This is a genomic window from Streptomyces sp. NPDC104106 (assembly GCF_055584345.1).
Genome location: NZ_JBVJMF010000017.1, coordinates 49,498 through 75,403 on the forward strand (window position 1 = coordinate 49,498; position 25,906 = coordinate 75,403).

Sequence of the window (25,906 nt, forward strand, 5' to 3'; positions counted from 1 at the left end):
GACCCCTCGCATCGCCGCGGACCGAGCCGCCGGACCGGCTATATCCAGTCGTCGGGCTCCGGCTCGGGCGCGAAGTCGGGCTCCGGCCAGTCGTCGTCCCGCGCGGCACCGGCGGCGGAAGCCGGCACCGCCACGCCGGCCTGACCTGCGGGGGTCGCGGGGCCGTCCAGGGAGGCCAGCACCCCGAGCACACCCTCCCCGTACGTCGCCAGCTTCTTCTCTCCGACGCCGCTCACCGTGGCCAGCTCGCGCACCGAGGCGGGTCTCAGGATGGCGATCCCGCGCAGGGTGGCGTCGTTGAAGATGAAGTACGGCGGGACGCCCTGCTCACGGGCCTGTTCGGTGCGCCAGGCGCGCAGCGCCTCGAAGGCGGGCAGCAGCTCGTCGGGCAGCTCGGCCGCGGCGGCCTTGGCCTTGCGATCGCCACCGGACGCGCCGGCCGACCGCGACCGGGTGACGGCCGGCTTCTTCGGCTCCTTGCGCAGCGGCACCTCGCGCTCCCGCCGCAGCACGGCGCCGCTCGCCTCGGTGAGCACCAGCGTGCCGTACTCCCCCTCGACCGCGAGCAGCCCCTGGGCCAGCATCTGGCGGATGGCGCCCCGCCACTCCGCCTCGGTGAGGTCCGATCCGATGCCGAAGACGGACAGCTGGTCGTGGTCGAACTGGATGACCTTGGCGGTGCGCTTGCCGAGCAGGATGTCGACGATCTGGACGGCGCCGAACTTCTGCCCGCGCTCGCGCTGGAGCCGCACCACCGTCGAGAGCACCTTCTGCGCGGCGATCGTGCCGTCCCAGGTCTCCGGCGGGGTCAGGCAGGTGTCGCAGTTGCCGCAGCTCGCCGGATCGGGCTCCTGGCCGAAGTAGGCGAGCAGCTGGCCGCGGCGGCACTGGGCCGTCTCGCACAGCGCGAGCATCGCGTCGAGGTGGGCGGAGGCACGGCGCCGGAACGCCTCGTCGCCCTCGCCGGACTGAATCAGCTTGCGCTGCTGTATGACGTCGTTCAGGCCGTACGCCATCCACGCCGTGGAGGGCAGTCCGTCACGGCCCGCGCGGCCAGTCTCCTGGTAGTAGCCCTCGATCGACTTGGGCAGGTCCAGGTGGGCGACGAATCGTACGTCCGGCTTGTCGATGCCCATGCCGAAGGCGATGGTCGCCACGACGACCAGGCCGTCCTCGCGCAGGAACCGGGACTGGTGGGCGGCGCGCGTGCCCGCGTCCAGGCCCGCGTGGTACGGCACCGCCTCGACGCCGTTGGCGCTCAGGAACTCCGCCGTCCGCTCCACGGAGTTGCGCGACAGGCAGTACACGATGCCGGCGTCGCCCTCGTGCTCCTGGCGCAGGAGGGCGAGCAGCTGCTTCTTGGGGTCGGCCTTGGGCACGATCCGGTACTGGATGTTGGGCCGGTCGAAGCTGGCGACGAAGTGGCGGGCCGTCGGCAGGCCCAGCCGCTGGGTGATCTCCTGGTGGGTGGCGCGGGTGGCCGTGGCGGTCAGCGCGATCCGCGGGACGTCCGGCCAGCGCTCGCCGAGGAGGGACAGGGCGAGATAGTCGGGGCGGAAGTCGTGGCCCCACTGGGACACGCAGTGCGCCTCGTCGATGGCGAAGACGGAGATCTTGCCGCGCGAGAGCAGGTCGAGCGTGGCGTCCAGGCGCAGCCGCTCCGGCGCCAGGTAGAGCAGATCCAGCTCGCCGGCGAGGAACTCGGCCTCGACCATGCGCCGCTCGTCGAAGTCCTGCGTGGAGTTGACGAAGCCGGCCCGCACCCCGAGCGCGCGCAGGGCGTCCACCTGGTCCTGCATCAGGGCGATCAGCGGGGAGATCACCACGCCCGTACCGGGTCTGACCAGGGCGGGGATCTGGTAGCAGAGCGACTTGCCGCCACCGGTCGGCATGAGCACGACGGCGTCGCCGCCGGCCACCACATGCTCGATGATCGCTTCCTGCTCGCCCCGGAAAGCCTCGTATCCGAAGACCCGGTGCAGCGTGGCCAACGCCTCGCTGTCGGCCGCGTCCGGCCCCTCGGTCACCTGTGGCATCTCGCTGATCCCGCCCGTCGCTTCCATGGTCCTGTCCCCCGCCGGTCCCCCGTGTGTCGTATCCCGACCGCTGCCTCCACGATAGGGGGCCGCACCGACAGCCACGGAAGTTATCCACAGGCCGGCTCCGTTCTTCCGGTGACCGGGCGCTCACCGGAAGCGACCGTTGCCAGCCCGCTCATGCCGCTGCCCGGCACCCCACAGGGGCTGCCGGGCAGCCGCGAGTGCGTGGGGTGGGTCAGCGCACGAAGACTCCCGCCTGGCTGGCCAAGTCCAGGAAGTACTGCGGAGCCACGCCCAGCACCAGTGTCACGGCCACACCCAGGCCGATCGCCACCGTGGTCAGCGGGGACGGAACGGCGACCGTCGGACCCTCCGGGCGCGGTTCGCTGAAGAACATCAGGACGATCACCCGGATGTAGAAGAACGCGGCGATCGCCGAGGAGATCACACCGATGACGACCAGAGGGGCCGCACCGCCGTCCGCCGCCGCCTTGAACACCGCGAACTTTCCGGCGAAGCCGGAGGTCAGCGGGATACCGGCGAAGGCCAGGAGGAAGACCGCGAACACGGCCGCCACCAGCGGGGAGCGGCGGCCGAGCCCCGCCCACTTGGACAGGTGGGTCGCCTCGCCGCCCGCGTCGCGCACCAGCGTGACCACCGCGAAGGCGCCGATCGTCACGAAGGAGTAGCCGGCGAGGTAGAAGAGGACGGACGAGACGCCGTCCTTCGACGTGGCGATGACACCCGCGAGGATGAATCCGGCGTGCGCGATGGACGAGTACGCCAGGAGCCGTTTGATGTCGGTCTGGGTGATCGCGACGATCGCACCGCCCAGCATGGTGATGATCGCCACCGCCCACATCACCGGCCGCCAGTCCCAGCGCATCCCCGGCAGGACCACGTACAGCAGGCGCAGCAGCGCGCCGAACGCGGCCACCTTGGTCGCCGCCGCCATGAAGCCGGTCACGGGCGTCGGCGCGCCCTGGTAGACGTCGGGCGTCCACATGTGGAACGGCACCGCGCCCACCTTGAACAGCAGCCCCATCACGATCATGGCGCCGCCGATGAGCAGCAGCGCGTCGTTGCCCATGGTGTTGGCGAGCGCCGGGTCGACATCGGTGACCGTGCCGTCGACGGCCTGGGCGATGCGCGCGTACGACACCGAGCCCGCGTAGCCGTACAGCAGGGCGATGCCGAACAGGGTGAAGGCGGAGGCGAAGGCGCCGAGCAGGAAGTACTTGACCGCGGCCTCCTGCGACATCAGCCGCTTGCGGCGGGCCAGGGCGCACAGCAGGTACAGCGGCAGGGAGAAGACCTCCAGAGCCACGAACAGCGTCAGCAGGTCGTTGGCCGCGGGGAAGACCAGCATGCCCGCGATCGCGAAAAGGAGGAGCGGGAAGACCTCCGTGGTGGTGAAGCCCGCCTTCACCGCCGCCTTCTCACTGTCGCTGCCGGGCACCGACGCTGCCTGCGCGGCGAAGGAGTCGACGCGGTTGCCGTGCGCGGCCGGGTCCAGGCGCCGCTCGGCGAACGTGAACAGGGCGACGAGACCGGCCAGCAGGATCGTGCCCTGGAGGAACAGGGCCGGGCCGTCGACGGCGATCGCGCCCATCGCCGCGATGTGCGCCTTGGTGGTGCCATAGCCGTCGGCCGCCAGTGCGACCACCGCGGCGAACGCGGCGCACAGGGCGACGACGGACACGAACACCTGCGCGTAGTAGCGGGACCTGCGCGGGACGAACGCCTCGACCAGCACGCCGACCAGCGCGGCACCGACGACGATCAGAGTCGGCGACAACTGTCCGTATTCGATCTTCGGCGCCGGCATCTTCGCGATCGGGTCGGCCGCGGTTGTCCACAGGCTGTGGACGGCTGCTGTGCTCACTTGGCCGCCTCCACCGAGGGCTTGGGATCGGTCTTGTGTACGTCGGACATGGTCTGTTTGACCGCCGGGTTGACGATGTCCGTGACGGGCTTCGGATAGACGCCCAGGAAGATCAGCAGCACGATCAGCGGGGCGACCACCACCAGCTCGCGCGCGCGGAGGTCGGGCATCGCCGACACCTCGGGCTTCACCGGACCCGTCATCGTCCGCTGGTACAGCACGAGGGCGTAGAGCGCGGCGAGCACGATGCCGGAGGTCGCGATGATGCCGATCACCGGGTAGCGCGTGAACGTGCCGACGAGGACCAGGAATTCACTCACGAACGGCGCGAGGCCCGGCAGGGAGAGGGTGGCGAGGCCGCCGATCAGGAACGTGCCCGCGAGCACCGGGGCGACCTTCTGCACGCCTCCGTAGTCGGAGATGAGCCGCGAGCCGCGCCGGGAGATCAGGAAGCCGGCGACCAGCATCCACGCGGCCGTGGAAATGCCGTGGTTGACCATGTAGAGCGTGGCGCCGGACTGGCCCTGGCTGGTCATCGCGAAGATGCCCATGATGATGAAGCCGAAGTGCGAGATCGACGCGTACGCCACCAGGCGCTTGATGTCCCGCTGGCCGACGGCGAGCAGTGCGCCGTAGACGATGCTGATCAGAGACAGGACGAGGATGACGGGCGTCGCCCACTTCGAGGCCTCCGGGAAGAGCTGCAGGCAGTAGCGGAGCATCGCGAAGGTGCCCACCTTGTCGACGACGGCCGTGATCAGGACGGCGACCGGGGCGGTGGACTCCTGCATGGCGTTGGGCAGCCAGGTGTGCAACGGCCACAGCGGCGCCTTCACGGCGAAGGCGAAGAAGAAGCCGAGGAACAGCCAGCGTTCGGTGCTGGTGGCCATGTGCAGCGAGCCGCTCGCGCGCGCCTGCGCGATCTCCGCGAGGCTGAAGTTCCCTGCGACCACATACACGCCGATCACCGCGGCCAGCATGATCAGTCCGCCGGCCAGGTTGTAGAGCAGGAACTTCACGGCCGCGTACGACCGTTGCGTCGAGGCCGCTTGCTCGCCCTGCGCGTGGGCCCGGTCCCCGAAGCCGCCGATGAGGAAGTACATCGGGATGAGCATGGCTTCGAAGAAGATGTAGAAGAGGAAGACGTCGGTGGCCTCGAACGAGATGACCACCATCGCCTCGACGAGCAGGATCAGCGCAAAGAAGCCCTGGGTGGGCCGCCACCGCTTGCTGCCGGTCTCCAGCGGGTCGGCGTCGTTCCAGCCCGCGAGGATGATGAACGGGATCAGCACGGCGGTCAGCGCGATCAGCGCGACCGCGATGCCGTCCACACCCAGCTCGTAGCGCACCCCGAAGTCCTTGATCCAGGCGTGGGACTCGGTGAGCTGGTAGCGGGCGCCGTTCGGGTCGAAGCGGACCAGGACGGTGATCGCCAGGGCGAGGGTGGCGAGCGAGACGAGCAGGGCCAGCCACTTGGCGGCGGTGCGTCGCGCGGCCGGTACGGCGGCCGTGGCCACGGCCCCCACGGCCGGGAGCGCCGCCGTCGCTGTCAGCAGAGGAAAGGACATCGGTATCAGACCGCCCTCATCAGCAGGGTCGCGGCGACCAGGAGGGCCGCACCGCCGAACATCGAGACCGCGTAGGAGCGGGCGAAGCCGTTCTGGAGCCGGCGCAGCCGCCCGGACAGGCCGCCGAAGCCGGCCGCCGTGCCGTTGACCACGCCGTCGACCAGGGTGTGGTCGACGTACACCAGCGAGCGCGTCAGGTGCTCGCCGCCGCGGACGAGGACCACGTGGTTGAAGTCGTCCTGGAGCAGGTCCCGACGGGCCGCGCGGGTGAGCAGCGAGCCGCGCGGGGCGACGGCGGGAACGGGCTTACGGCCGTACTGCGCCCAGGCGATGCCGACGCCGATGACCAGGCAGGCCATGGTCGCCCCGGTGACCGCGGCGGCGCCGACCGGGGAGTGGCCCTCGCTGTGCCCGGTGACCGGCTCCAGCCAGTGCAGGAAGCGGTCGCCGATGCTGAAGAAGGCGCCCCCGAAGACCGAGCCGACGGCGAGCACGATCATCGGGATCGTCATGACCTTCGGGGACTCGTGCGGATGCGGCTCCGCGTGCTCTCCGCGGGTCTCGGCGGCCGGCTCCACACTCGGTTCGGCCGGGGAAGGCGTACCGGCGTGCCGCCACCGTTCTTCTCCGAAGAAGGTCATCAGCATCACGCGCGTCATGTAGAAGGCGGTGATGGCCGCGCCCAGCAGGGCCGCGCCACCGAGGATCCAGCCCTCGGTGCCGCCCTTGGCGAAGGCCGCCTCGATGATCTTGTCCTTGGAGAAGAAACCGGACAGGCCCGGGAAGCCGATGATGGCGAGGTAACCGAGGCCGAAGGTGATGAAGGTGACCGGCATGTACTTCCTGAGGCCGCCGTACCTGCGCATGTCGACCTCGTCGTTCATGCCGTGCATGACGGAGCCGGCGCCGAGGAACAGCCCGGCCTTGAAGAAGCCGTGCGTCACCAGGTGCATGATCGCGAAGACGTAGCCGATGGGGCCGAGGCCGGCGGCCAGCACCATGTAGCCGATCTGGGACATGGTCGAACCGGCCAGCGCCTTCTTGATGTCGTCCTTGGCGCAACCGACGATCGCACCGAACAGGAGTGTGACCGCGCCGACCACGGTGACCGCCAGCTGCGCGTCCGGGGCGGCGTTGAAGATGGCTCCGGAGCGGACGATCAGGTACACACCAGCGGTCACCATCGTCGCCGCGTGGATGAGGGCCGAGACGGGGGTCGGGCCCTCCATGGCGTCACCGAGCCAGGACTGCAGCGGTACCTGGGCGGACTTGCCGCAGGCGGCGAGCAGCAGCATCAGGCCGATCGCGGTGAGCTTGCCCTCGGAGGCCCCGGTCGCGTGGCTGAGGACCGGCCCGAAGGCGAACGTGCCGAACGTCGCGAACATCAGCATGATCGCGATCGACAGGCCCATGTCGCCGACGCGGTTGACCAGGAAGGCCTTCTTCGCGGCTGTCGCGGCGCTGGGCTTGTGCTGCCAGAAGCCGATCAGCAGGTACGAGGCGAGACCGACGCCCTCCCAGCCGACGTACAGCAGAAGGTAGTTGTCGGCGAGGACGAGCAGCAGCATCGCCGCGAGGAACAGGTTCAGATAGCCGAAGAAGCGGCGACGGCGCTCGTCATGCTCCATGTATCCGACCGAGTACAGGTGGATCAGGGAGCCGACGCCCGTGATGAGCAGCACGAACGTCATCGACAGCTGGTCGAGGCGGAGGGTGGCGTCGGCCTGGAAGCCGGCCACCGGGACCCAGCTGAACAGGTGCTTGATCAGAGTGCGGTGTTCCGCGTTCTTGCCGAGCAGGTCGGCGAAGAGGATCACACCGAACACGAAGGAGGCGGCCGACAACAGCGTGCCGATCCAGTGGCCGACGCGGTCCAGGCGCCGGCCACCGGTCAGCAGGACGGCCGCTCCGAGCAGGGGCGCCGCGATGAGCAGCGCGATCAGGTTCTCCACGATTCTTCCGACCCCTTACAGCTTCATCAGGCTGGCGTCGTCGACCGAGGCCGAGTGGCGGGTGCGGAACAGCGACACGATGATCGCGAGGCCCACCACGACCTCCGCGGCGGCGACGACCATCGTGAAGAAGGCGATGATCTGGCCGTCGAGGTTGCCGTGCATCCGGGAGAAGGTGACGAACGCGAGGTTGCAGGCGTTCAGCATCAGCTCGATGCACATGAAGACCACGATGGCGTTGCGCCGGATCAGGACGCCGGTCGCGCCGATCGTGAACAACAGGGCGGCGAGATAGAGGTAGTTGACCGGATTCACTTCGACGCCTCCTCGGACCGCTTGAACGTCGTCGGTTCGATCGCCGTGCGCTCCAGGCGCTCCTTCGCGCGCTGCTCCAGCGCCCGCAGGTCGTTCAGCGCCTCCGCCGACACGTCACGGATCTGACCGCGCTCGCGCAGCGTCTTGCTGACGGTCAGTTCCGACGGGGTGCCGTCGGGCAGCAGACCGGCGATGTCCACCGCGTTGTGCCGGGCGTAGACACCGGGGGCGGGCAGCGGCGGGACGTGCTTGCCCTCGCGGACACGCTGTTCGGCCAGCTCGCGCTGGGTCTTGGCCCGCTCGGTGCGCTCTCGGTGCGTGAGCACCATCGCGCCGACGGCGGCCGTGATCAGCAGGGCGCCGGTGATCTCGAAGGCGAAGACGTACTTGGTGAAGATGAGGGAGGCGAGGCCCTCCACGTTGCCGTTCGCGTTCGCCCGGCCCGTGCCGTCGAACTCCTTCAGGGAGGCGTTGCCGATGCCGGTGAGCAGCAGGACGCCGAAGCCGGCCCCGCAGGCGAGGGCCAGCCAGCGCTGCCCCTTGATGGTCTCCCGCAGCGAGTCCGCCGCCGTCACGCCGACGAGCATCACCACGAACAGGAAGAGCATCATGATCGCGCCCGTGTAGACGACGATCTGCACGATCCCGAGGAAGTAGGCGCCGTTGGCGAGGTAGAACACCGCCAGGACGATCATGGTCCCGGCGAGGCAGAGCGCGCTGTGCACGGCCTTCTTCATGAAGACGGTGCACAGGGCGCCGATCACCGCGACCGTGCCGAGCACCCAGAACTGGAAAGCCTCACCGGTGGAGGTGGTGTAGGCGGCGAGCTGTGCGGTCATCGGTCGATCACCTTCTCCGAGGCAGGCTCTTCCTCGCCGAAGGTCGAGGCGGCCTCCTGCGGGACCTCCCCCTTGGAGAGCGCGACCTGCCGGACCGTGCCGGGCGCGGCCTGCGTCACCAGGCCCCGGTAGTAGTCCTGTTCGTCCGTCCCGGGAAAGATCGCGTGGGGCGTGTCGACCATGCCCTCTTCCAGCCCGGCGAGCAGCTGCTCCTTGGTGTAGATGAGGTCGGCCCGGCTGGAGTCGGCCAGCTCGAACTCGTTGGTCATCGTCAGCGCGCGCGTAGGGCACGCCTCGATGCACAGCCCGCACAGGATGCAGCGGGCGTAGTTGATCTGGTAGACGCGGCCGTACCGCTCGCCCGGCGAGTAGCGCTCCTCGTCGGTGTTGTCGGCGCCCTCGACGTAGATCGCGTCGGCGGGGCAGGCCCAGGCGCACAGCTCGCAGCCGACGCACTTCTCCAGGCCGTCCGGATGACGGTTGAGCTGGTGCCGTCCGTGGAACCGCGGGGCCGTGGTCTTCTTCTGCTCCGGGTACTGCTCGGTCAGCCGCTTCTTGAACATGGCCTTGAAGGTCACGCCGAAGCCGGCCACGGGGTTCAGGAAACCGGGCTTGGTCTCCTTCGGCTCCTCAGCCATCGGACGCCTCCTTTCCCTCCGACGATCCGTCACTGACAGTGTCCGGCCCGCCACTGACAATCAGTTCCCGCTCGCCCCACCGCGGCCGGCGCCTCGGCACCGGCGGCAGCTGCTGTCCGGGCAGCGGCGGGACCGGGAACCCACCCGCCATCGGGTCGAATCCGGCCTCCTGTTCGGCGGGCTGCTCGGCCGTCTTCGCCTTCTCGCGGAACATGTCGGCGACGAAGGAGAGCAGGAGCAGCGCAAGGACGCCTCCGCCGACGTAGAGGGCGATGTCGGCGAAGTCGTAGTGCTCGTTGCGCAGGGCCCGTACGGTCGCCACCAGCATCAGCCAGGTCACGGAGACCGGGATGAGGACCTTCCAGCCGAGCCTCATCAACTGGTCGTAGCGGACCCGCGGGAGCGTGCCGCGCAGCCAGATGAAGAAGAACAGCAGCAGCTGGACCTTGATCACGAACCAGAGCAGCGGCCACCAGCCGTGGTTGGCGCCCTCCCAGAAGGCGCTGATGGGCCAGGGAGCGCGCCACCCGCCGAGGAACAGGGTGGTGGAGACCGCCGAGACCGTCACCATGTTCACGTACTCGGCGAGCATGAACATCGCGAACTTGATCGACGAGTACTCGGTGTTGAAGCCGCCGACCAGGTCGCCCTCGGACTCCGGCATGTCGAACGGGGCACGGTTGGTCTCGCCGACCATCGTGACGATGTAGAGGATGAACGAGACCGGAAGCAGCAGGATGTACCAGCGGTCGTGCTGCTGTTCCACGATCCTGGACGTCGACATCGAGCCCGAATAGAGGAACACGGAGGCGAACGCGGCGCCCATGGCGATCTCGTAGGAGATCATCTGGGCGCAGGACCGCAGGCCGCCGAGGAGCGGGTAGGTGGAGCCGGAACTCCACCCCGCCAGCACGATGCCGTAGATGCCGACGGAGGCGACCGCGAGGATGTAGAGCATCGCGATCGGCAGGTCGGTGAGCTGCATCGTGGTGCGGTGGCCGAAGACCGAGATCTCGTTGTCGGCCGGGCCGAAGGGGATCACCGCGATCGCCATGAAGGCCGGGATGGCCGCGACGATCGGTGCGAGGACGTAGACCACCTTGTCCGCGCGCTTGACGATGACGTCTTCCTTGAGCATCAGCTTCACGCCGTCGGCGAGCGACTGGAGCATGCCCCAGGGGCCGTGCCGGTTGGGGCCGATGCGCAGCTGCATCCAGGCGACGACCTTGCGCTCCCAGACGATGGAGAACAGCACGGTCACCATCAGGAAGGCGAAGCAGAAGACGGCCTTGACGACGACCAGCCACCAGGGGTCGCGGCCGAACATCGAGAGGTCTTCAGCGGCGAGGTACGGGCTCATGCCTCCACCTCCTTGGGGGCCTCTTCGGCGGCGGTCGCCGGGCCGATGCGGACGAGGGAGCCGGGCTGTGCCCCGGTGTCGGAGGCGACACCGGCGCCGGCGGAGTTCAGCGGGAGCCAGACCACCCGGTCGGGCATCTCGGTGATCCGGAGCGGGAGTTCGACGGTTCCGGCGGGGCCGGTGACGGCGAGGAGGTCGCCGTCCGCCACACCCGACTCCGCGGCCGTCGCCGCCGACACGCGCGCGTGGGCGGCGTGCCGGGTGCCGGCGAGCGCTTCGTCGCCCTGCTGCAGGACGCCCTGGTCGAGCAGCAGCCGGTGCCCGGCGAGCACGGCCTCTCCGGCGGCCGGACGCGGCAGCACGCCCGAGGACTCCTGGGGCTCGGTGGCGCGCGGGCCGTCCCAGGAACCGAGCCGGTCGATCTCCGCGCGCGTGGTGCGCAGATCCGGCAGGCCCAGGTGGACGTCCATGGCGTCGGCGAGCATCTGCAGCACGCGCGCGTCGGTCGGCGCGGGGCGACGGGTCATCTGGTCGGGCTTGAGCGCGGCCTCGAACAGCCGCACCCTGCCCTCCCAGTTGAGGAAGGTGCCCGCCTTCTCGGCGACCGCGGCGACCGGCAGGACGACGTCGGCGCGCTCGGTGACCTCGCTGGGCCGCAGCTCCAGCGAGACCAGGAACCCGACGCTGTCCAGCGCCTCACGCGCGCGTGCCGGATCGGGCAGGTCGGCGACCTCCACTCCGGCGACGACCAACGCGGACAGTTCACCGGTCGCGGCGGCTTCCAGGATGTGGTGGGTGTCGCGGCCGTAGCGCAGCGGGAGTTCGGCGAGCCCCCAGGCGGCGGCGACCTCCTCCCGCGCGCGCGGGTCCGTCGCCGGACGGCCGCCGGGCAGCAGCGACGGCAGCGCGCCCACCTCGACGGCACCGCGTTCACCGGCCCGGCGCGGGATCCACACCAGCTTCGCGCCGGTCGCGGTGGCGGCACGTACGGCGGCGGTGAGTCCGCCTTCGGCCGAGGCGAGCCGCTCACCGACGACGATGACCGCTCCCTCGCCGCGCAGCGCCTCCGCGGCGCGCGTGCCGGGCTCTTCCAGGCCGACGCCGCTCGCGAGGGCGTCCAGCCACTCGGTCTCGGTGCCGGGCGCGGCCGGCAGCAGGGTGCCGCCCGCCTTCTCCAGCCCGCGCGTGGCGTGCGTGGCCAGCGCGAACACCTTCTGCTTGCGCCGCCGCCAGGCCTTGCGCAACCGGAGGAAGACCCCGGGCGCCTCCTCCTCGGCCTCGAAGCCGACGAGCAGGACGGCGGGCGCCTTCTCCAGCAGGGTGTACGTGACGCCCGTACCGTCGAGGTCACGGCCGCGGCCGGCCACCTGGGACGCCAGGAAGTCGGCCTCCTCGCCGCTGTGCACGCGCGCGCGGAAGTCGATGTCGTTGGTGTCGAGCGCCACGCGCGCGAACTTGCTGTACGCGTAGGCGTCCTCGACGGTGAGCCGGCCGCCGGTGAGGACGCCCGCGCGGGAGCGGGCGGCGGCGAGGCCGCGTGCGGCCGCCTCCAGCGCCTGCGGCCAGGACGCGGGCTCCAGGACGCCGTCCGCACCCCGGACCAGCGGGGTGTCGAGGCGGTCCCTCGCTTGCGCGTACCGGAACGCGAAGCGTCCCTTGTCGCAGATCCACTCCTCGTTGACCTCGGGGTCGTTCTCCGCGAGCCGCCGCATGACCTTGCCGCGCCGGTGGTCGGTGCGGGTGGCGCAACCGCCGGAGCAGTGCTCGCACACGGACGGCGAGGAGATGAGGTCGAAGGGGCGGGAGCGGAACCGGTAGGCCGCCGAGGTCAGCGCGCCGACCGGGCAGATCTGGATGGTGTTGCCGGAGAAGTAGGACTCGAAGGGGTCGCCCTCGCCGGTGCCTACCTGCTGGAGCGCGCCGCGTTCGAGCAGTTCGATCATCGGGTCGCCCGCGATCTGGTTGGAGAACCGGGTGCAGCGCGCGCACAGCACGCACCGCTCGCGGTCCAGCAGCACCTGGGTGGAGATCGGTACCGGCTTCTCGTAGGTGCGCTTCTTGCCGTCGAAGCGGGACTCGGCGTTGCCGTGCGACATGGCCTGGTTCTGCAGCGGGCACTCGCCGCCCTTGTCGCACACCGGGCAGTCCAGCGGGTGGTTGATGAGCAGCAGCTCCATCACGCCGTGCTGGGCCTTCTCGGCGGCCGGGGAGGTGAGCTGGGTCTTCACCACCATGCCGTCGGTGCAGGTGATGGTGCAGGACGCCATCGGCTTGCGCTGGCCCTCGACCTCGACGATGCACTGGCGGCAGGCGCCGGCGGGGTCGAGGAGGGGGTGGTCGCAGAACCGGGGGATCTCGATGCCGAGCTGTTCGGCGGCCCGGATGACCAGGGTGCCCTTGGGCACGCTGATCTCGATGCCGTCGATCGTCAGCGTGACGAGGTCCTCCGGCGGGACCGCCGCCTGGCCCCCGCCCGCGGGGGCACTCGTGGTCACGGTCATGCGTTCACCTCCGGGCGGTCCGCCCAGGCCGTCGACTTGGCCGGGTCGAAGGGGCAGCCCCGGCCCGTGATGTGCTGCTCGTACTCCTCGCGGAAGTACTTCAGGGAGGAGAAGATCGGGGACGCGGCGCCGTCACCGAGGGCGCAGAACGACTTGCCGTTGATGTTGTCGGCGATGTCGGCGAGCTTGTCGAGGTCGGACCTGGTGCCCTTGCCGGCCTCGATGTCCCGCAGCAACTGCACCAGCCAGTACGTCCCTTCGCGGCAGGGCGTGCACTTGCCGCAGGACTCGTGGGCGTAGAACTCGGTCCAGCGGGTCACCGCCCGCACCACGCAGGTCGTCTCGTCGAAGCACTGCAGCGCCTTCGTGCCGAGCATGGAACCGGCGGCGCCCACTCCTTCGTAGTCGAGGGGGACGTCGAGGTGCTCGTCGGTGAACATCGGCGTCGAGGAGCCGCCCGGCGTCCAGAACTTCAGGCGGTGGCCGGGCCGCATCCCGCCGCTCATGTCGAGGAGCTGCCGGAGCGTGATCCCGAGCGGGGCCTCGTACTGTCCGGGACTCGCGACGTGGCCGCTGAGCGAGTACAGCGTGAAGCCCGGGGACTTCTCGCTGCCCATCGACCTGAACCAGTCCTTGCCGTTTTTCAGGATGGCGGGAACCGACGCGATCGACTCGACGTTGTTCACAACAGTCGGGCAGGCATAGAGCCCTTCGACGGCAGGGAAAGGAGGACGCAGCCGCGGTTGACCACGGCGGCCTTCGAGCGAGTCCAGCAGCGCGGTCTCCTCGCCGCAGATGTACGCGCCCGCGCCCGCGTGCACGGTGAGCTGAAGGTCGAGCCCGCTGCCCAGGATGTTCTCGCCGAGGTAGCCCGCCGCGTAGGCCTCGCGCACGGCCTCGTGCAACCGCCGCAGAACGGGGACGACTTCACCACGCAGATAGATGAAGGCATGCGACGACCTGATGGCATAACACGCGATCACAATGCCCTCGATGAGGCTGTGCGGGTTCGCGAAGAGGAGCGGGATGTCCTTGCAGGTCCCGGGCTCCGACTCGTCGGCGTTGACAACTAGATAGTGCGGTTTCCCATCTCCCTGCGGAATGAACTGCCACTTCATCCCGGTCGGGAACCCCGCGCCGCCGCGCCCGCGCAGACCGGAGTCCTTGACGTACGCGATCAGGTCGTCCGGCGACATGGCGAGCGCCTTGCGCAGTCCCTCGTACCCCTCGTGCCTCCGGTAGACGTCCAGAGTCCAGGACCGGTCGTCGTCCCAGAAGGCCGACAGCACGGGTGCGAGCAGCTTCTCGGGGCTGCTGTCCTTGAGTTCGGCTGCCACGGTCATCACTCCCCTCCCTCTGCGGTAGGCCCTGCCGGGTGGGACGGATCGGAGGCCGATGTCTCCTGCGGCGCGTCATGGGAGCTGAGGTGCTCGGCCGGCGAGGGCTCGTGCACCCTGCCCTGCGGTTCCTCATGCGGACCTCCGCGCGGATGGACCACGCGCGCGGGTGCGGCCTCTCCCCTGGCCAGGCGGAGGCCCACCAGCGACGCGGGTCCCGCACTGCCGCCCTCCTCGACGGCCCCGGGCCGCTCGTCGGGGAAACCGGCCAGAATCCGCGCGGTCTCCTTGAAGGTGCACAGCCGCGCCCCGCGCGTGGGCTGCACGGGGCGCCCCGCGCGCAGATCGTCGACCAGCCGCTTGGCGCTGCCGGGCGTCTGGTTGTCGAAGAACTCCCAGTTGACCATCACGACCGGTGCGAAGTCGCAGGCCGCGTTGCACTCGATGTGCTCCAGGGTGACCTTGCCGTCGTCGGTGGTCTCGCCGTTGCCGACACCCAGATGTTCCTGGAGGGTCTCGAAGATCTCGTCGCCGCCCATCACCGCGCACAGCGTGTTGGTGCACACGCCGACCTGGTAGTCACCGGAGGGCCGCCGCCGGTACATGGTGTAGAAGGTGGCGACGGCGGTGACCTCGGCCGTGGTCAGGCCGAGCATGTCCGCGCAGAACTGCATGCCGGTGCGTGTCACATGGCCCTCCTGCGACTGCACGAGGTGGAGCAGCGGCAGCAGCGCGGAGCGGGAGTCCGGGTAGCGCGCGATGACCTCGCGCGCGTCCGCCTCCAGCCGGGTCCGGACGTCGTCCGGGTACGCGGGCGCGGGCAGTTCGGGCATGCCCAGGCTGACGCCCCGCTCCGAAGAAGAGGTGGTCACCGGTCGACGCCTCCCATCACGGGGTCGATGGACGCGACGGCGACGATCACGTCGGCGACCTGGCCGCCTTCGCACATCGCCGCCATGGCCTGCAGGTTGGTGAAGGACGGGTCGCGGAAGTGGACCCGGTAGGGACGGGTGCCGCCGTCGGAGACGGCGTGCACGCCCAGCTCGCCCTTGGGTGACTCGACAGCCGCGTAGGCCTGTCCCGGCGGGACGCGGAAGCCCTCGGTGACGAGCTTGAAGTGGTGGATCAGGGCCTCCATGGAGGTGCCCATGATCTTCTTGATGTGGTCCAGGGAGTTGCCGAGTCCGTCCGGTCCCAGGGCGAGCTGGGCGGGCCAGGCGATCTTCTTGTCGGCGACCATGACCGGTCCGGGCTGGAGCCGGTCCAGGCACTGCTCGACGATCCCGAGCGACTGGCGCATCTCCTCCAGACGGACGAGGAAGCGGCCGTAGGCGTCGCAGGTGTCGGCCGTCGGGATCTCGAAGTCGTACGTCTCGTAGCCGCAGTACGGCTGTGCCTTGCGCAGGTCGTGCGGCAGCCCGGCGGAGCGCAGGATCGGGCCGGTGGCGCCGAGGGCCATGCAGCCGGCCAGGTCGAGGTAGCCGATGTCCTGCATGCGGGCCTTGAAGATGGGGTTCCCGGTGGCGAGCTTGTCGTACTCCGGGAGGTTCTTCTTCATCTTCTTCACGAACTCGCGGATCTGGTCCACCGCGCCGGGCGGCAGGTCCTGGGCGAGTCCGCCGGGGCGGATGTACGCGTGGTTCATCCGCAGGCCCGTGATGAGTTCGTAGAGGTCGAGAATCATTTCACGATCACGGAATCCGTAGATCATGATCGTGGTGGCGCCCAGCTCCATGCCGCCGGTGGCGATGCACACCAGGTGGGAGGAGAGCCGGTTCAGCTCCATCAGGAGCACCCGGATGATCTTGGCGCGCTCGGTGATGTCGTCCTCGATGCCGAGGAGTTTCTCGACGGCGAGGCAGTAGGCGGTCTCGTTGAAGAAGGACGTCAGGTAGTCCATGCGCGTGACGAAGGTGGTGCCCTGCGTCCACGTGCGGAACTCGAGGTTCTTCTCGATGCCGGTGTGCAGATAGCCGATGCCGCAGCGGGCCTCGGTGACGGTCTCGCCCTCGATCTCCAGGATCAGCCGGAGCACTCCATGGGTGGACGGGTGCTGGGGACCCATGTTGACGACGATGCGTTCGTCGTCGGCGCGGGTCGCGGACTGGACGATCTCGTCCCAGTCGCCGCCGGTGACCGTATATACGGTGCCCTCGGTGGTCTCGCGCACCGATGCGGCGTCGGCCGCGGATGTGGACTGCGTGCTCACGAGTACGACCTCCGCTGGTCCGGAGCCGGGATCTGGGCGCCCTTGTACTCGACGGGGATGCCGCCGAGGGGGTAGTCCTTGCGCTGCGGGTGGCCCTGCCAGTCGTCGGGCATCATGATCCGGGTCAGGGCCGGGTGGCCGTCGAAGACGAGGCCGAAGAAGTCGTAGGTCTCGCGCTCGTGCCAGTCGTTGGTCGGGTAGACCGAGACCAGGGACGGGATGTGCGGGTCGGCGTCGGGGGCGCTGACTTCGAGGCGGATCAGCCGGTTGTGGGTGATCGAGCGCAGGTGGTAGACGGCGTGCAGCTCGCGGCCCTTGTCGTTCGGGTAGTGGACGCCGCTGACGCCGGTGCACAGCTCGAAGCGCAGGGCCGGATCGTCGCGCAGGGTGCGGGCGACGCGGACCAGGTGTTCGCGTTCGATGTGGAAGGTCAGCTCGCCGCGGTCGACGACCGTCTTCTCGATGGCGTTGCCGGGGAGGAGTCCCTGTTCCTCCAGGGCGCCCTCCAGTTCGTCGGCGACCTCGTCGAACCAACCGCCGTAGGGGCGACTCGCCGGTCCCGGGAGTCGGACCGAGCGCACCAGACCGCCGTAGCCGGAGGTGTCGCCGCCGTTGTTGGCGCCGAACATGCCGCGCTGGACGCGGATCTCCTCGCCGCCCTGGCCGCGCCGGCCGGGAAGGTTGGCGGCCGAGAGGTCCTTCTCGGGGTTCACCCCGTTCGCGGAGCCGTTCACACCGCTCGTGCCGTTGCCGGTCGCGTCGCTCACCGCAGCAGCCCCTTCATCTCGATCGTGGGCAGGGCCTTGAGCGCCGCCTCCTCCGCCTCGCGGGCCGCCTCCCGTGCGTTGACGCCGAGCTTGGAGGACTGGATCTTCTGGTGGAGCTTGAGGATCGCGTCCATCAGCATCTCGGGACGGGGCGGGCAGCCCGGCAGGTAGATGTCGACCGGGACGATGTGGTCGACGCCCTGGACGATCGCGTAGTTGTTGAACATGCCGCCCGAGGAGGCGCAGACGCCCATGGAGATCACCCACTTGGGGTTGGGCATCTGGTCGTAGACCTGCCGCAGCACCGGCGCCATCTTCTGGCTGACCCGGCCGGCGACGATCATCAGGTCGGCCTGGCGCGGTGAGCCGCGGAAGACCTCCATGCCGAAGCGCGCCAGGTCGTAACGACCGGCGCCGGTGGTCATCATCTCGATGGCACAGCAGGCGAGGCCGAAGGTGGCGGGGAAGACGGACGCCTTGCGCACCCAGCCCGCGGCCTGTTCGACGGTGGTCAGCAGGAAGCCGCTCGGCAGCTTTTCTTCGAGTCCCATGTCTGTTGAGGCCCCTCAGTCCCATTCCAGGCCGCCGCGCCGCCATACGTACGCGTACGCGACGAAGACGGTGAGCACGAAGAGCAGCATCTCCACGAGCCCGAAAATCCCCAGGGCGTCGAAGGTGACGGCCCAGGGGTAGAGGAAGACGATCTCGATGTCGAAGACGATGAAGAGCATCGCCGTCAGGTAGTACTTGATGGGGAAGCGCCCGCCGCCGGCCGGCGTGGGGGTCGGCTCGATACCGCACTCGTAGGCCTCGAGCTTGGCGCGGTTGTACCGCTTCGGACCGATCAGCGTGGCCATGACCACGGAGAAGATCGCAAAGCCTGCCCCGAGGGCTCCCAGTACGAGGATGGGCGCATAAGCGTTCACCGCTCCTCGCTCCTCTCAGTCGGCGCTGACTGCTGGCGGTTGCACAGGGCTCACAAGCGCCTCACCGGTCCCACGAGCCCCGCTCGTCCCGGGCGAAGATCGAGAACATGTGAAGCAGGTCACAAGCCCAACTGCCTCGCATCTTATGCCCGCCACTCTGTGATCTGCGACACGGGGTATTCCACAAGCTTTGTGATCTCCACCACCTGACGAAGGATCATGAAGTCGGATGATGAGTGATCTTCATACGCGAAGCGTTCACTTGATCACTAGAAGTGACAATCCCGCCTGTCACCGCAGGCCGGAGAGGGCGTCTCCATATCAAGAGACTTCACTTGCATGCAAATTGGCGCTGGGCGTGCGCCCCTGATAGTGGGCTCCGTTCACACATCAGAGGGAGCGGCGGGTGTGATGTGGACGAGGAGCCGGGTGCGTGCACGCGTTCACGAGCGCCGCGCGCACGGGACGCCCCCTTTCCGGTAACCGCTCCGTGACCTCCACCACATTCGTGAGAGGCCTCTGAGAACAGGACTTGGCCAACCATCTCAAGCAGTGGTAGGCGAGGGGCAATTCGGGCGTAATGATCAAAGACCGTGATCAAGGGCTTGATCATCGACGCCCGTAATGTCCGTTACGGCGTCAATAAAGAGCGACACGCCCGGGATTCATGGTCTCGATTGAGCAACTGTGGCGCAGCACACGTTTCTTGAAGATATGAAGGAGCCCCTGGTACCCGTTGTCCTCATGTCCCACACCGCTCACATACGCAGCCACCGGAAGCCCCGCCGCAGCGCGTCGACCCTCGCGATGCGGGCCGGAGTTGCCGGTGGCGTCCTCGGTACCCTGGCCGTCGCCGGGGCGTCCGGCTCGGCGAACGCGGCCGAGCCGGTGACGCAGACGCTCGAACTGCCCACCCTGACGGCCGACCTGGCCGCCCAGGCGGCCCAGTCCGCGGACGCCACGCAGCAGGCCGCGGCGAACTACCAGCTGCAGGCCGAGCGTGACGCGGCCGCCGCGCATGCCGCGAAGCAGGCCGACGCGGACCTCGCCGCGGCCAAGCAGAAGGCCGCGGAGGCCAAGAAGAAGGCCGACGAGGAGGCCCGCAAGGAGGCCGCCGCGCGTGCCTCGCGCAACGCGGAGCGCACGACGCTCTCCGCCTCGTCGAGCACCGACGTCTCCGTCTCCACCTCCACCGGCTCCTCCACGGCGACCGGTTCGGCCGCGGCCGTCGTCTCCTTCGTGGAGGCGCAGATCGGCAAGGCGTACGTCTCCGGCGCCACCGGCCCCTCCGCCTACGACTGCTCCGGTCTGGTGCAGACGGCCTTCAAGCAGGTGGGCATCAGCCTGCCGCGCGTCTCCCAGGACCAGTCGACGGCCGGCACCCAGGTCTCGCTGAGCAACCTCCAGCCGGGCGACATCCTGTACTGGGGCAGCGCGGGCAGCGCGTACCACGTCGCGGTGTACGTGGGCGACGGCATGTTCGTCGGCGCGCAGAACCCCTCCAGCGGCGTCGGGGAGCACCCGCTGTCGTACGACCCGCCGACCGGCGCCGTACGGGTGCTCTGAGAGCGTCCAGCACGTCTCCACGCGCGTAGGGCCGCAGCCGCTCGGGGGCAGCGGCCCTTGCGCCGTTGACCCCACCCAGGGCTGATCTTCCTGAGATGCTCGGCTCGGGCCGTCGTACGGCGGCCCGTCCACGAGCGAAGGAGACAGTGCGATGCCACGCGTGTTCGTGCAGGGGAACCCCGCCGACTACTACCCGCGTCACGCCCCCGAGGCCCGACGTGGTGCGGTGCGCCGTATCACCGAGGTCGGTGAAGAGGTGCTGCACAAGCCGTGCCGGGACGTCACGGAGTTCGGACCCGACCTCGCCGCGCTCATCGACGACATGTTCCTCACCATGTACGCCGCCGACGGGGCGGGGCTGGCGGCGAACCAAGTCGGGGTGGATCTGCGCCTTTTCGTGTACGACTGCCCCGATGACGACGGAGTCCGGCATGTCGGACACGTCGTCAATCCGGTGCTGGAGACGCCGTCGAGTGGGCGGCGGCTGTTGGACGAGTCCGAGGCCTGCCTGTCGGTACCGGGTGCCGTGATGGCGCTGCCGCGGCCGGACCGGGCCGTCGTGCGCGGACAGGACAAGGACGGCAACCCCGTCGTCATCGCGGGCACGGGCTACTTCGCGCGCTGCCTGGCGCACGAGACGGACCACACCCACGGGCACGTCTACCTGGACCGGCTCTCCCAGCGGGAGAAGAAGGACGCGCTGCGGCAGATGGCGGCCCGGCGGGACGAGGTGTTCGCCCGCCGGGCCGCCCGTGCCGAAGAGCTGAGCCGCGGCTAGGGGAGGCTACGCCTTCGGCGCGACCTTGCTCAGGCCGTTGATGACCCGGTCCATCGCGTCGCCGCCCGTGGGGTCGGTGAGGTTCGCGAGGAGCTTGAGGGTGAACTTCATCAGCATCGGGTGCGTGAGGCCGCGCTGGGCGGCGATCTGCATGACCTTCGGGTTGCCGATGAGCTTCACGAAGGCGCGGCCGAGGGTGTAGTAGCCGCCGTAGGTGTCCTTCAGCACGCGCGGGTAGCGCTGCAGGGCGATCTCGCGCTGGGCGGGCGTGGCCCGCGCGTGTGCCTGGACGATGACGTCGGCGGCGATCTGGCCGGACTCCATGGCGTAGGCGATGCCCTCGCCGTTGAAGGGGTTCACCAGGCCGCCGGCGTCGCCGACGAGCAGCAGTCCGCGCGTGTAGTGCGGCTGGCGGTTGAAGGCCATCGGGAGGGCCGCGCCGCGGATCGGGCCGGTCATGTTGTCGGGGGTGTAGCCCCAGTCCTCGGGCATGGAGGCGCACCAGGCCTTGAGGATCTCGCGCCAGTCCAGCTCCTTGAAGGAGTTGGAGGTGTTGAGGACGCCGAGGCCCACGTTGGAGGTGCCGTCGCCCATGCCGAAGATCCAGCCGTAGCCGGGCAGGAGGCGGTCCTGGGGGCCGCGCCGGTCCCACAGTTCCAGCCAGGACTCCAGGTAGTCGTCGTCGTGCCGGGGCGAGGTGAAGTACGTGCGGACCGCGACACCCATCGGGCGGTCCTCGCGGCGGTGCAGCCCCATCGCGAGGGACAGGCGGGTGGAGTTGCCGTCGGCGGCGACGACGAGCGGCGCGTGGAAGGTGACCTCGCGCTTCTCCTCGCCGAGCCGGGCCGTGACGCCGGTGATGCGGCCGGTGCGGTCGTCGACGACGGGGCCGTTGACGTTGCAGCGCTCGTACAACCGGGCCCCCGCCTTCTGGGCGTTGCGGGCGAGCTGCTCGTCGAAGTCGTCGCGCTTGCGGACGAGTCCGTAGTTCGGGTAGGCGGCGAGTTCCGGCCAGTCCAGCTGGAGGCGGGTGCCGCCGCCGATGATGCGCAGCCCCTTGTTGCGCAGCCAGCCGGCCTCCTCGGAGATGTCGATGCCCATGGCGACGAGCTGCTTCACCGCGCGCGGGGTGAGGCCGTCACCGCACACCTTCTCGCGCGGGAACTCGGTCTTCTCCAGGAGCAGGACGTCGAGACCGGCCTTGGCGAGGTGGTACGCGGTCGTGGAGCCGGCTGGCCCCGCGCCGACGACGATCACATCGGCGGTGTGGTCGGAGAGGGGCTCGGTCACGGCGGGATCTCCCCAAGGTTCGAAATCTGCGTGCCGACGGGCACTGGACATGGGCAGTCTATTCAGCGGTACTGATCACCCGGCTGAAGGGCTGCCCTGTGAACCGACCTCTCCCCGCGGTACGGCTGCGCGTCCCCACGCACGAGGACGCGGTCGCCTGGCACCGGGTCTTCGACGATCCCGAGGTCATGCGGTTCTACGGCGGCAGGCCGGCCGCGCTGTCGGTCTACGAGGAACTCACCGCGCGCCAGCGGCGGCACGACGCCGAGCACGGCTTCTGCCTGTGGACACTGCTGGACGAGGCGGGCGAGGTCATCGGCTTCACCGGCGCCCAGCCCTGGCGGCCGGACTGGGGGCCGGTCGGCGAGACAGAGATCGGCTGGCGGCTCGGCCGCGCGCACTGGGGCCGGGGGTACGTCACGGCGGCGGCGCACGAGACGCTGCGGCGGGTGGGCGCGGCCGGGGTGAAGGAGGTCGTGGCGGTGGTCCGGCCCGGCAACGAGCGGTCGGTCGCGGTGACGCGGCGGCTCGGCATGCGGCCGGCGGAGACCTATCCGCATCCCACGCTGGACGAGGAGGCCCTCTGCTTCCGGCTGCGCCTCGATCGGGAGAACCCCCTCGGTCAGCCCCGCCCAGCCGGACACGCAGAGTAGTCGTCTATCACAGAACGACACCGGCGCCTTCCGGCCGGGGGGCGCGGGAGTTACCCTGCCAGTACCGCTGGGGGTGACATCTGTGCGCATAACACCCAAAACACCTGAAGTGCGCGTGCCACGGCTGGTCGGAATGATGGCCGTGGACGCGCGCGAAACGGCCCGGGCGCAGGGCCTGTCCCTCAACGCGCCGGACCGCCCCGACTTCCACCTCGCGGTCGTCGACTACGTCGTACGCCAGTACCCGCAGCCCGGCGCCGAGGTGCCGCGGGACTCGATGGTGTACGTGTGGTTCGACTTCGGTGAGGGCGAGGGTGGCGGAGGCATGCGCGAACCGCGCGTGCCACGGCCGCCCACCGGTGGTCTGCGACGCGAACTCGGGGAACCCGGCGACGCCTTCGAGATGACCAACCGCTGAAACCCGCCGGAGGCCCTCAGCTCTCCTTGAAGCCCCGGTGCAGCGCCACCACACCGCCGGTGAGGTTGCGCCACGCGACCTTCGACCAGCCCGCCTTGCGCAGCCGTTCGGCGAGGGCCGGCTGGTCGGGCCAGGCGCGGATGGACTCGGCGAGATAGACGTAGGCGTCGGGGTTCGAGGACACCGCGCGCGCGACCGGCGGCAGCGCCCGCATCAGGTACTCGGTGTAGACGGTGCGGAACGGCGCCCAGGTCGGCGTCGAGAACTCGCAGATCACCACGCGGCCGCCGGGGCGGGTCACCCGGTACATCTCCCGCAGCCCCGCGTCGAAGTCCTGGACGTTGCGCAGCCCGAAGGAGATCGTCACCGCGTCGAAGGTGTCGTCCTTGAACGGCAGCCTCGTCGCGTCCCCGGCGGTGAACGGCAGCCAGGTGTGCTTCTTCTTGCCGACCTGGAGCATCCCGACGGAGAAGTCGCAGGGGACGACGTACGCGCCGGTCCGCGCGAACGGCAGCGAGGAGGTGGCCGTACCGGCCGCGAGGTCGAGGACCTTCTGGGCGGGGCGCGCGTCGACCGCCTTCGCCACCTCCTTGCGCCAGCGCCGGTCCTGGCCGAGCGACAGCACGTCGTTCGTCAGGTCGTACCGTTCCGCCACGTCGTCGAACATCGAGGCGACTTCGTGCGGCTGCTTGTTCAGGGAAGCGCGGGTCACCCGCCCATTGTTGCAGCCCGCCCGTCCGGGACGAGTCGCGGCTTCCTCCCGGCCGTGCCGCACCAGGCCCAGCCGACGGTGTGGCAGGTCACCACCTGATCAGGGGCGCCGCCCAGCGCTGCGCGCACCGTTGTCCAGCGCGACCGGCCGCCCGCGTTCTCCCGGCGGTCCCACCGCGGGCCGAGGCCGGCGGGGTCAGCGGCGGCGGTACAGCAGGCGGCCGCCGAGCACCGTCGCCACGCACGTGGCGGCTCCGCGCGAGACGAGGGCGGCCTCGTCGGGGACGTCGAAGACGGCGAAGGCCGCGTGCGCCTGCGCGTACGCCGTCATCGGCAGCGGGATCGCCTCGGTCAGGGACCGGCGTCCGGCCAGCGGGTCGAGGGACGGCGGGCCCGCGGGCTCCTCGAAGCGCTCCTCGCAGGTCAGCCCGGAGCGGTGCACGGCGTCGGCCACCGCGGGCCGCCGCAGCGCCCCGGCCACCGCGACCGTCCCGTGCGCGAGCATCCGCTGCACTCCGCGCCGGGCGCTCGCACCCCACCGGGCGTCGGTCATGTCCAGGGCGGCCAGCGCGTCGCCCGTGAGCGGTTCGGTGCCGAGTTCGGCGGCCTCGCGCGGATCGGGATGGTAGGCCCGCTCCAGGAGTTCGGGACCGTACGGGTTGAGCAGGCCCGGCGCGATGAGGCCGGGCCAGCGGCGCACCCGGGCCGAGGGGCGGGCGGCCGCCAGCTCCTCGTACGGGCCGACGGACGCGATCACCCCGCCCTCGACGAGGATCGCGCCCCCGGGCACCGGCGACCGCCGCGGATCCCCGGTGAGGAGCAGGTCGGCGGTGTGGATCGTCAGCACGGAAAGCCCTGTCGGCTGGTGGGGCCCGGTCGGCGCGCGCGGCTCGGTGGACGGGTCCGGCTCAGTCGGACGCCAGCAGCTTCAGCTCGGGGTGGGCCGTGCCGCCCTCGATGGCCGTGGAGGAGATGTGGGAGACCACGCGGTCGTCGACGGGGTCGTTCGCCGGGTCGTCGTGGACGACCAGGTGCTCGTACGTCGTCGCGCGCTGCGCAGGGACGCGGCCCGCCTTGCGGATCAGGTCGATGATCTCCAGGCGGTTGGAGCGGTGCTTGGCGCCGGCCGAGGAGACGACGTTCTCCTCCAGCATGATCGAGCCGAGGTCGTCCGCGCCGTAGTGCAGCGACAGCTGGCCGACCTCCTTGCCCGTGGTCAGCCACGAGCCCTGGATGTGCCGGACGTTGTCGAGGAACAGGCGGGCGATCGCGATCATCCGCAGGTACTCGAAGAGGGTGGCCTGGGTACGGCCCTTCAGGTGGTTGTTCTCAGGCTGGTAGGTGTACGGGATGAACGCGCGGAAGCCGCCCGTGCGGTCCTGGACGTCCCGGATCATGCGCAGGTGCTCGATGCGCTCGGCGTTCGTCTCGCCCGTGCCCATCAGCATGGTCGAGGTCGACTCCACGCCCAGCCGGTGCGCGGTCTCCATGATCTCCAGCCAGCGCTCGCCGGACTCCTTCAGGGGCGCGATGGCCTTGCGGGGGCGCTCGGGCAGCAGCTCCGCGCCCGCGCCCGCGAAGGAGTCGAGGCCCGCCTCGTGGATCCGGGTGATGGCCTCCTCGACGGAGACCCCGCTGATCCGGGCCATGTGCTCGACCTCGGACGCGCCCAGCGAGTGGATCACCAGCTGCGGGAAGGCTTCCTTGATGGCCCGGAAGTGCTTCTCGTAGTACTCGACGCCGTAGTCCGGGTGGTGGCCGCCCTGGAACATGATCTGGGTGCCGCCCAGCTCGACCGTCTCCGCGCAGCGGCGCAGGATGTCGTCGAGGTCGCGGGTCCAGCCCTTCTCCGTGTCCTTGGGGGCCGCGTAGAAGGCGCAGAACTTGCATGCCGTGACGCACACGTTCGTGTAGTTGATGTTGCGCTCGATGATGTACGTCGCGATGTGCTCGGTCCCGGCGTACATGCGGCGGCGTACGGCGTCGGCGGCGGCGCCCAGCGCGTGCAGCGGGGCGTCCCGGTAGAGGGCGAGCGCCTCTTCGGGGGTGATCCGCCCACCGGCGGCGGCACGGTCGAGGACGGCTGTGACATCCATGGAGGTGAGGTCGGCCTTCTCGGTCACCGGGCGCCCCTTCGCAAGGTTCGTAAGGGTT

23 protein-coding genes are annotated in these 25,906 nt (G+C 69.9%); 4 read left to right on the forward strand and 19 right to left on the reverse strand.

What is annotated here, in order from left to right:
• Window positions 1–38: 38 nt before the first annotated feature.
• The 15 genes from recQ to ACZ60X_RS32295 all read right to left on the reverse strand — a co-directional run bounded on the left by recQ (window position 39) and on the right by ACZ60X_RS32295 (window position 18,336).
• On the reverse strand, window positions 39–2,063 hold the full coding sequence (gene recQ / locus ACZ60X_RS32225) for a DNA helicase RecQ (protein WP_469606040.1): 2,025 nt from the start codon (window positions 2,061–2,063) through the stop codon (window positions 39–41).
• Between the two features lie 211 nt (window positions 2,064–2,274).
• On the reverse strand, window positions 2,275–3,924 hold the full coding sequence (gene nuoN, locus ACZ60X_RS32230; RefSeq protein WP_469606043.1) for an NADH-quinone oxidoreductase subunit NuoN: 1,650 nt from the start codon (window positions 3,922–3,924) through the stop codon (window positions 2,275–2,277).
• Window positions 3,921–5,492 (reverse strand): NADH-quinone oxidoreductase subunit M, encoded by a 1,572-nt coding sequence (locus tag ACZ60X_RS32235; RefSeq protein WP_469606046.1) that lies wholly within the window; start codon window positions 5,490–5,492, stop codon window positions 3,921–3,923. The genes nuoN and ACZ60X_RS32235 overlap by 4 nt, the downstream gene beginning before the upstream one ends.
• A gap of 5 nt (window positions 5,493–5,497) precedes the next feature.
• On the reverse strand, window positions 5,498–7,444 hold the full coding sequence (gene nuoL / locus ACZ60X_RS32240; protein ID WP_469606048.1) for an NADH-quinone oxidoreductase subunit L: 1,947 nt from the start codon (window positions 7,442–7,444) through the stop codon (window positions 5,498–5,500).
• A gap of 15 nt (window positions 7,445–7,459) precedes the next feature.
• A complete protein-coding gene (gene nuoK, locus ACZ60X_RS32245) occupies window positions 7,460–7,759 on the reverse strand; it encodes an NADH-quinone oxidoreductase subunit NuoK (protein WP_023547474.1) in 300 nt (99 codons plus the stop codon).
• Window positions 7,756–8,598 (reverse strand): NADH-quinone oxidoreductase subunit J, encoded by an 843-nt coding sequence (locus tag ACZ60X_RS32250; RefSeq protein ID WP_469606051.1) that lies wholly within the window; start codon window positions 8,596–8,598, stop codon window positions 7,756–7,758. Before ACZ60X_RS32250 ends, nuoK begins: the two co-directional genes overlap by 4 nt.
• The gene (nuoI, locus tag ACZ60X_RS32255; RefSeq protein WP_469606054.1) at window positions 8,595–9,236 is read right to left on the reverse strand and encodes an NADH-quinone oxidoreductase subunit NuoI; all 642 of its coding nucleotides are present in this window, start codon (window positions 9,234–9,236) and stop codon (window positions 8,595–8,597) included. The genes ACZ60X_RS32250 and nuoI overlap by 4 nt, the downstream gene beginning before the upstream one ends.
• Window positions 9,229–10,596: an NADH-quinone oxidoreductase subunit NuoH gene (nuoH, locus tag ACZ60X_RS32260; RefSeq protein ID WP_469606056.1), complete on the reverse strand. Its 1,368-nt coding sequence runs from the start codon at window positions 10,594–10,596 to the stop codon at window positions 9,229–9,231. Before nuoH ends, nuoI begins: the two co-directional genes overlap by 8 nt.
• A complete protein-coding gene (locus ACZ60X_RS32265; RefSeq protein WP_469606059.1) occupies window positions 10,593–13,097 on the reverse strand; it encodes an NADH-quinone oxidoreductase subunit G in 2,505 nt (834 codons plus the stop codon). The genes nuoH and ACZ60X_RS32265 overlap by 4 nt, the downstream gene beginning before the upstream one ends.
• A complete protein-coding gene (gene nuoF, locus ACZ60X_RS32270) occupies window positions 13,094–14,443 on the reverse strand; it encodes an NADH-quinone oxidoreductase subunit NuoF (protein WP_469606061.1) in 1,350 nt (449 codons plus the stop codon). Before nuoF ends, ACZ60X_RS32265 begins: the two co-directional genes overlap by 4 nt.
• Window positions 14,440–15,306 carry an NADH-quinone oxidoreductase subunit NuoE gene (gene nuoE, locus ACZ60X_RS32275; protein ID WP_469606063.1) on the reverse strand — a complete coding sequence of 289 codons (867 nt, stop codon included), beginning with the start codon at window positions 15,304–15,306 and terminating at the stop codon, window positions 14,440–14,442. The genes nuoF and nuoE overlap by 4 nt, the downstream gene beginning before the upstream one ends.
• Window positions 15,303–16,643, reverse strand: a complete 1,341-nt coding sequence (locus tag ACZ60X_RS32280) for an NADH-quinone oxidoreductase subunit D (RefSeq protein ID WP_469606066.1) — start codon at window positions 16,641–16,643, stop codon at window positions 15,303–15,305. Before ACZ60X_RS32280 ends, nuoE begins: the two co-directional genes overlap by 4 nt.
• On the reverse strand, window positions 16,640–17,410 hold the full coding sequence (locus ACZ60X_RS32285; protein ID WP_469606068.1) for an NADH-quinone oxidoreductase subunit C: 771 nt from the start codon (window positions 17,408–17,410) through the stop codon (window positions 16,640–16,642). The genes ACZ60X_RS32280 and ACZ60X_RS32285 overlap by 4 nt, the downstream gene beginning before the upstream one ends.
• Window positions 17,407–17,961, reverse strand: a complete 555-nt coding sequence (locus ACZ60X_RS32290) for a NuoB/complex I 20 kDa subunit family protein (protein WP_126885586.1) — start codon at window positions 17,959–17,961, stop codon at window positions 17,407–17,409. The genes ACZ60X_RS32285 and ACZ60X_RS32290 overlap by 4 nt, the downstream gene beginning before the upstream one ends.
• Before the next feature lie 15 nt (window positions 17,962–17,976).
• On the reverse strand, window positions 17,977–18,336 hold the full coding sequence (locus ACZ60X_RS32295; protein WP_003992243.1) for an NADH-quinone oxidoreductase subunit A: 360 nt from the start codon (window positions 18,334–18,336) through the stop codon (window positions 17,977–17,979).
• Window positions 18,337–19,080: 744 nt separating this feature from the next.
• Between ACZ60X_RS32295 and ACZ60X_RS32300 the strand changes: the two genes are divergently transcribed.
• Together ACZ60X_RS32300 and def are read left to right on the forward strand one after the other, a co-directional pair.
• On the forward strand, window positions 19,081–19,902 hold the full coding sequence (locus tag ACZ60X_RS32300; RefSeq protein ID WP_469606072.1) for a C40 family peptidase: 822 nt from the start codon (window positions 19,081–19,083) through the stop codon (window positions 19,900–19,902).
• A gap of 151 nt (window positions 19,903–20,053) precedes the next feature.
• Window positions 20,054–20,680, forward strand: coding sequence for a peptide deformylase (gene def / locus ACZ60X_RS32305; protein ID WP_469606075.1), 627 nt, complete (start codon window positions 20,054–20,056; stop codon window positions 20,678–20,680).
• 6 nt (window positions 20,681–20,686) lie between these two features.
• Here def and ACZ60X_RS32310 read toward each other — a convergent pair whose 3' ends face one another.
• On the reverse strand, window positions 20,687–22,021 hold the full coding sequence (locus ACZ60X_RS32310; protein WP_469606077.1) for a geranylgeranyl reductase family protein: 1,335 nt from the start codon (window positions 22,019–22,021) through the stop codon (window positions 20,687–20,689).
• A gap of 47 nt (window positions 22,022–22,068) precedes the next feature.
• Here ACZ60X_RS32310 and ACZ60X_RS32315 point away from each other — a divergent pair, with 47 nt between their 5' ends.
• Both ACZ60X_RS32315 and ACZ60X_RS32320 read left to right on the forward strand, forming a co-directional pair.
• A complete protein-coding gene (locus tag ACZ60X_RS32315; protein ID WP_469606080.1) occupies window positions 22,069–22,623 on the forward strand; it encodes a GNAT family N-acetyltransferase in 555 nt (184 codons plus the stop codon).
• A gap of 109 nt (window positions 22,624–22,732) precedes the next feature.
• On the forward strand, window positions 22,733–23,041 hold the full coding sequence (locus tag ACZ60X_RS32320; protein ID WP_469606083.1) for a PASTA domain-containing protein: 309 nt from the start codon (window positions 22,733–22,735) through the stop codon (window positions 23,039–23,041).
• Window positions 23,042–23,057: 16 nt separating this feature from the next.
• Here ACZ60X_RS32320 and ACZ60X_RS32325 read toward each other — a convergent pair whose 3' ends face one another.
• The 3 genes from ACZ60X_RS32325 to mqnC all read right to left on the reverse strand — a co-directional run bounded on the left by ACZ60X_RS32325 (window position 23,058) and on the right by mqnC (window position 25,875).
• Window positions 23,058–23,753, reverse strand: coding sequence for a demethylmenaquinone methyltransferase (locus tag ACZ60X_RS32325; RefSeq protein ID WP_469606085.1), 696 nt, complete (start codon window positions 23,751–23,753; stop codon window positions 23,058–23,060).
• Window positions 23,754–23,948: 195 nt separating this feature from the next.
• Window positions 23,949–24,599, reverse strand: a complete 651-nt coding sequence (locus ACZ60X_RS32330) for an amidohydrolase family protein (protein WP_469606088.1) — start codon at window positions 24,597–24,599, stop codon at window positions 23,949–23,951.
• Window positions 24,600–24,660: 61 nt separating this feature from the next.
• On the reverse strand, window positions 24,661–25,875 hold the full coding sequence (gene mqnC / locus ACZ60X_RS32335) for a cyclic dehypoxanthinyl futalosine synthase (protein ID WP_469606092.1): 1,215 nt from the start codon (window positions 25,873–25,875) through the stop codon (window positions 24,661–24,663).
• Window positions 25,876–25,906: the final 31 nt, after the last annotated feature.